The 4,382-nt window shown below is 42.0% G+C and carries 6 protein-coding genes; 4 read left to right on the top strand and 2 right to left on the bottom strand.

The annotated features are described in order from the left end of the window. On the top strand, window positions 1-843 hold an 843-nt coding region (locus A3739_RS09285), incomplete at its 5' end, for a fatty acid desaturase (protein WP_068501109.1). An 89-nt stretch (window positions 844-932) separates the two neighbouring features. On the opposite strand, the gene A3739_RS29855 is transcribed toward A3739_RS09285, so the two are convergent. Further along, entirely contained in the window at window positions 933-1,595 is a 663-nt protein-coding gene (locus A3739_RS29855) for a PEP-CTERM sorting domain-containing protein (RefSeq protein WP_082878336.1), read from the bottom strand. A 759-nt stretch (window positions 1,596-2,354) separates the two neighbouring features. Between A3739_RS29855 and A3739_RS28735 the strand changes: the two genes are divergently transcribed. The 3 genes from A3739_RS28735 to A3739_RS09265 all read left to right on the top strand — a co-directional run bounded on the left by A3739_RS28735 (window position 2,355) and on the right by A3739_RS09265 (window position 3,728). Next, window positions 2,355-2,543 (top strand): hypothetical protein, encoded by a 189-nt coding sequence (locus tag A3739_RS28735; protein WP_156502511.1) that lies wholly within the window; start codon window positions 2,355-2,357, stop codon window positions 2,541-2,543. Between the two features lie 101 nt (window positions 2,544-2,644). Beyond that, on the top strand, window positions 2,645-3,133 hold the full coding sequence (locus A3739_RS09270) for a hypothetical protein (RefSeq protein ID WP_068501103.1): 489 nt from the start codon (window positions 2,645-2,647) through the stop codon (window positions 3,131-3,133). Window positions 3,134-3,257: 124 nt separating this feature from the next. Beyond that, window positions 3,258-3,728, top strand: coding sequence for a hypothetical protein (locus A3739_RS09265; protein ID WP_156502510.1), 471 nt, complete (start codon window positions 3,258-3,260; stop codon window positions 3,726-3,728). A 199-nt stretch (window positions 3,729-3,927) separates the two neighbouring features. On the opposite strand, the gene A3739_RS30805 is transcribed toward A3739_RS09265, so the two are convergent. Beyond that, a partial coding sequence (locus A3739_RS30805; protein WP_231877056.1) for a hypothetical protein occupies window positions 3,928-4,382 on the bottom strand: 455 nt, incomplete at its 5' end.

The raw sequence follows: 4,382 nt of genomic DNA, 5'->3' as shown, positions 1-4,382 counted from the left end.
ATCGCGTCAGCTCAAAAATACATGGGCAAAATAAGCTGGCTTACCGTCATATATACTTTTAGCGTTGTGATCGGAACAATTGCGTTTCTCTACTTCTATTCGCAAGGTGATATTCCTCTTATTCCTGCGGTCGTTGGTCTAGCAGCTTTGACTTATTTTTCTTATAGCGCACTGCACGAAGCGGCGCATGGGAACATTAACGGGAATAACAAAAAGCTTCAGTGGCTCAATGATCTATGCGGTTACCTCGCCGCACCACTTATTTCAGTGCCATACGCGTCGCACAGATATGAGCACATGACTCATCATCGACATACTAACCAAGCTGACAAGGACCCTGACTTTGTCATCAGCGGCATGCAACATGGCTTTGTATCGTTCATTAAAACCGTTCTAGTTTTTATTTGGATGCAAATCACTTACTTCGCGCGCGTAAAGTGGGATACAGCACCAACAAAAGAGCGCGCAATTTATTGCGCGGAGCTTATGTTTAGCCTTGGTTGGAGAGTTGCCTTACTCGCCTATGCGCCAAGTATAGAATTAGCGTTGGTCTTGGTTCTAGGTTTCCTGTTAGGTGGTACGTTCACGGCCTACTGGTTCGCTTACAGACCACATATCCCTTATCAAGAAACGGCACGTTATCGCAATACCAATAACTTAATTGTTCCAGTTTGGCTGAAGCCTTTTGAATGGATCTGGGTTGGTCAAAACCTGCACGCTATTCATCACTTGTTTCCTCGCGTGCCTTTCTACAAGTACCACGCGCTTTATCGTGATATCCAGCCTATATTGCGAAAACAAGGTACGCCTATCCTCGGCGTATTCAGTAGAAAACCTGTGTAAGAACGAAAAAAGACATAAAAAAAGCAGCCAGTTGGCTGCTTTTTCGTTTACTCAACGACGTAAGATCTAGTTCTAGGCAAAGTCGTTGCTTAAACGCGCTTTCGGATACGAGCTAGACCAAGAAGCCCCAAACCTAAGAGCGCTAACGTGCGAGGTTCTGGAACAGCAGTCACTCTTAAACCTGCTAAAGCGAAGTCTTGATCAGAGTCGTCACCAGCACCCTGAGGTACAGTGAATTGGATCCAAGACGTACGATCTGTGCTATCAAAGCCAGTCAGAATGCTTAAGAAGCCAGCACCACCAGCACTACCAGGACCTGCAGGAATAAATGGCGAATCAGCATATGGGCCAGGCTTCAAACGATAACCAAGATATTCGTTATTAAACAAATCCAACACCAAGATCTCATCAATAACTACTGACGCATCAAACGTCACTGTTAGTTTCTCGATCTTGTCGCCACCTTGAGGGTTATTGATCTCGTCACGATCACCATGCTTTTTAATACCGATACCGTCGCCATCACCAACAAGGCCACCGATTGCACCCGGACCCTCGTTGCCATTAAACGTTAAAGTGCCAACGTTTGCTCTTAGTGTGACATCGCCAATTCCTGCAACATCATTTGTATACGTTTCTTCACCATTTACACCAGCCCATTCGGTTGACGTAAAATCGATCAAAACAGCCTGCGCAGGTAAAGCAACCGCTAGTAAAGCTGGAGCTAAAAGCACTTTCATTTTGTTTATCATGTCTTAAGCAACCTTTGTAAGGCTTACATTTTGTAAGCTGTTGAATTTAATAGAATTCAATATTGTAAGGAATTCTTGGTTTTTTCTAAGCATTATTGAACTTAAATATGGGCTCTAAAGGATCAACATTATAAGCTGCAAGAAGAGAATTAACTGCACTAAATCGAGACTCAGCGCTAGCAAAATGCATGAAAAGTAAGTCATGCTTTCATCGCTTAAAACTTCTGCTGCTAGACAATTGCTGACCTTGGCACTGAACCATTCCCGATGCCTGCTTCAATAGGAAAGCAGAAGTCACCGAAAACTCTTCACTCACTTAAGTATTAGCTAATCAAAGCGCTCTTGAGCGTGCTTGTTTAAAACCACACAAGGAAGTGAATTGTGCTCGTTTAGCACCCGAGGGAACATGAAAAATCTAATGAAATCAGAGTTTTGAGTCGTTTTGTGGATTACATACGAGACCCCTCACTATTTCTACATACGTGACCTCTCATATGCGTGATAAAGAAATGAGTAAGGTTCGAGTTTTTTCTCTTAAAAACAAAGTAGTATATGGAAAAGGGAAGAGGCTACCCGTCATGCATATGAGGGGGGTCTCACTATACAAATGTTAGTTGTAATAGGACAAATATGGAATCGTTCACTATCAAAAGGCTAAGGACGAAAGCGATCTTTAAAATTATATTTACAGGTCTCTTCTGCTCGTTTATCCCTTTCTTCACTCTAATGGGTTTGTTGGCTTCCCAAGACTTATTAACTATGTATTGGGGCCAAACTCAAGTAACGGGCTTTAAGGCGGCAGTGCTAGGTCCGTTCTTTGGTATTTTCTTTGCCATTGTATTCGGCTTATTCATAAGCGTATTTACTAGTCTTGGCTTAATGCTTTACGCAAAGCGCAGGCCTTTAACTCTCGAGTTCTATGAAACCGAGAACAATGAAAACAACTAACAAGGCGCGCAATGCTCGGCCAAGGGAACCTTGGCCTGGACTGTCACTGCTGCGCAGCGCCAGCCCATTCGCTTGGCGTTAGGCACTCTCAAAGGAAATCTATGAGATATACATTAACTTTGTTGTCAGCAATATTTGTTGCTGGATGTACGCAAGATAAGACTGAAATGACCGTATCTCACAAAATACCGTTGCTTGCTGAGTGCGTTCTAACTGTTGAAGCAGCGAAAGATCATTTCGTTCGTACTTCAGCAAAGAAACCGCATAGTCTTGATATAAAAATAGAAAAATTTGATCAGGTTCATCACTTTTATAACGGCCCTATTGGTGTTGCAACTTTACTATCTACAGATGGCTGGCAAACATTAGATGGTGGTAGCCCAAAAGCTTATTTAGAGCTTACAGCAAATGGCATATTTGCTGATTGTGCCCCGATAAGTATGACCTCTATAAAACTAGATGATGCTCCAGATTTAACCGTGAAATCTTTGGCTTATATAGCGCAAAAGGAAGGCGCAAAGAACATCGATATTTCAACAGAAGAAGTAATAATGACTTACAATGATGGTAGTTATGATTACCCGTTTTGAAAGCCTAAAAAGTGTTTAGCGCACCGGAGGGTTCGTTGAACACACTGTTAAATGTCTCCGTATGATAGTGCCAATGTATAAGCTGATGTTTTTGTCTATTGCCTTGTTTTTGCATGGGTGTGCCATGACAGGTTTGACGAGAAGTGAATCGGTAACTACGTCCCTGACACAGAACACAAGTATTCTAGAAAGCATGAACTTGTCGGTTGAGGTTGGTTGTAACGGCAATAGTGCCAAAACATATAGTTTTATGGTATCGCCATTGATACCACTGCCACCAATCATCCCATCTTTTTTAAGTGGGCCCACGAATTTATTTGTAACGTTCCCTCCGAATATTGAACAAGCTCGGGCGTATTTGAGCAACTCAAATGGAGAAAGCCAACAAATAGATTTTATAGAAAGAAGAAAGGAGTGGAATGGTGATGGTTCGGTATTGTTTTATAGAGTTAAAGAAAGTTGCGGTTCGTTAGATGGTTCGATACTTCGAGTTGAGTTTATAGATAGTGAAACTGGTGAAGAGCATGATCATCATTTAAGACTTAAGTATGATGCTAGTGATCTTAAGTTTGAATGGGGCTATCTTAGCGCATAGCACATTTAACCAGTGCATGTTGCATTAGCTACTGCGTGGCTTGGACAGCTTTTCTAGGGGTTCTACCCTCCAAAACTGCCGCTAATACAGGCATTAATACGCACTAAGAATGAAAAGCGGACATTGGTTTTTCATTCTCAAGTAGACAAAAACGGACGTTAAGCGCACTCTTGATAAAATAAATCTGGCGACTTTCTTTTCAAAATAAAGATCTGATCTTCGCGCGATTCTTACGTCTATTCTTGACCCATAATGGTGTAAGAAAAACACCAGCTAGCACAGACATAACAACCATTGGCTTTGTGAATTTTGCCATTTTTTCATGATAGGCAATGATGTGCTCGTGTGAATAAATTACTCTATCGTTCTGCTCAAGTTCCCACGCTATGTTTTCGTGAGAGCGCACAATTATGCGCTCCCCCTCCACGATTGCGTTTTTTCCCGAAAAAACAGTAAATTTCAAAAAATCCGTATCTGTAGAGACATAAATGTATTTTGAACCACCACTCCTCCAAGACCCTGATAATTGCCAGTGGTACTCTGTGACAACTCCTTTCACAACCTTGAGTTCGTCGTAGCTAGGGTATGGTTGAAACACAAATAACCCAGGAATACCCAGTAAAAGACATAAGGGTCCGAACCCTAACCATTCTT

The sequence above is a fragment of the Oleiphilus sp. HI0067 genome (assembly GCF_001635735.1).
This window is presented reverse-complemented; position numbering and strand designations above follow the sequence as displayed.

Excerpts from the sequence above, each read along its gene's own strand:
- A3739_RS09270 (WP_068501103.1), top strand. The coding sequence starts at position 2,645 with ATGAGATATACATTAACTTTGTTGTCAGCAATATTTGTTGCTGGATGT.
- A3739_RS09265 (WP_156502510.1), top strand. The coding sequence starts at position 3,258 with ATGACAGGTTTGACGAGAAGTGAATCGGTAACTACGTCCCTGACACAG.
- A3739_RS28735 (WP_156502511.1), top strand. The coding sequence starts at position 2,355 with ATGTATTGGGGCCAAACTCAAGTAACGGGCTTTAAGGCGGCAGTGCTA.
- A3739_RS29855 (WP_082878336.1), bottom strand. The coding sequence starts at position 1,595 with ATGATAAACAAAATGAAAGTGCTTTTAGCTCCAGCTTTACTAGCGGTT.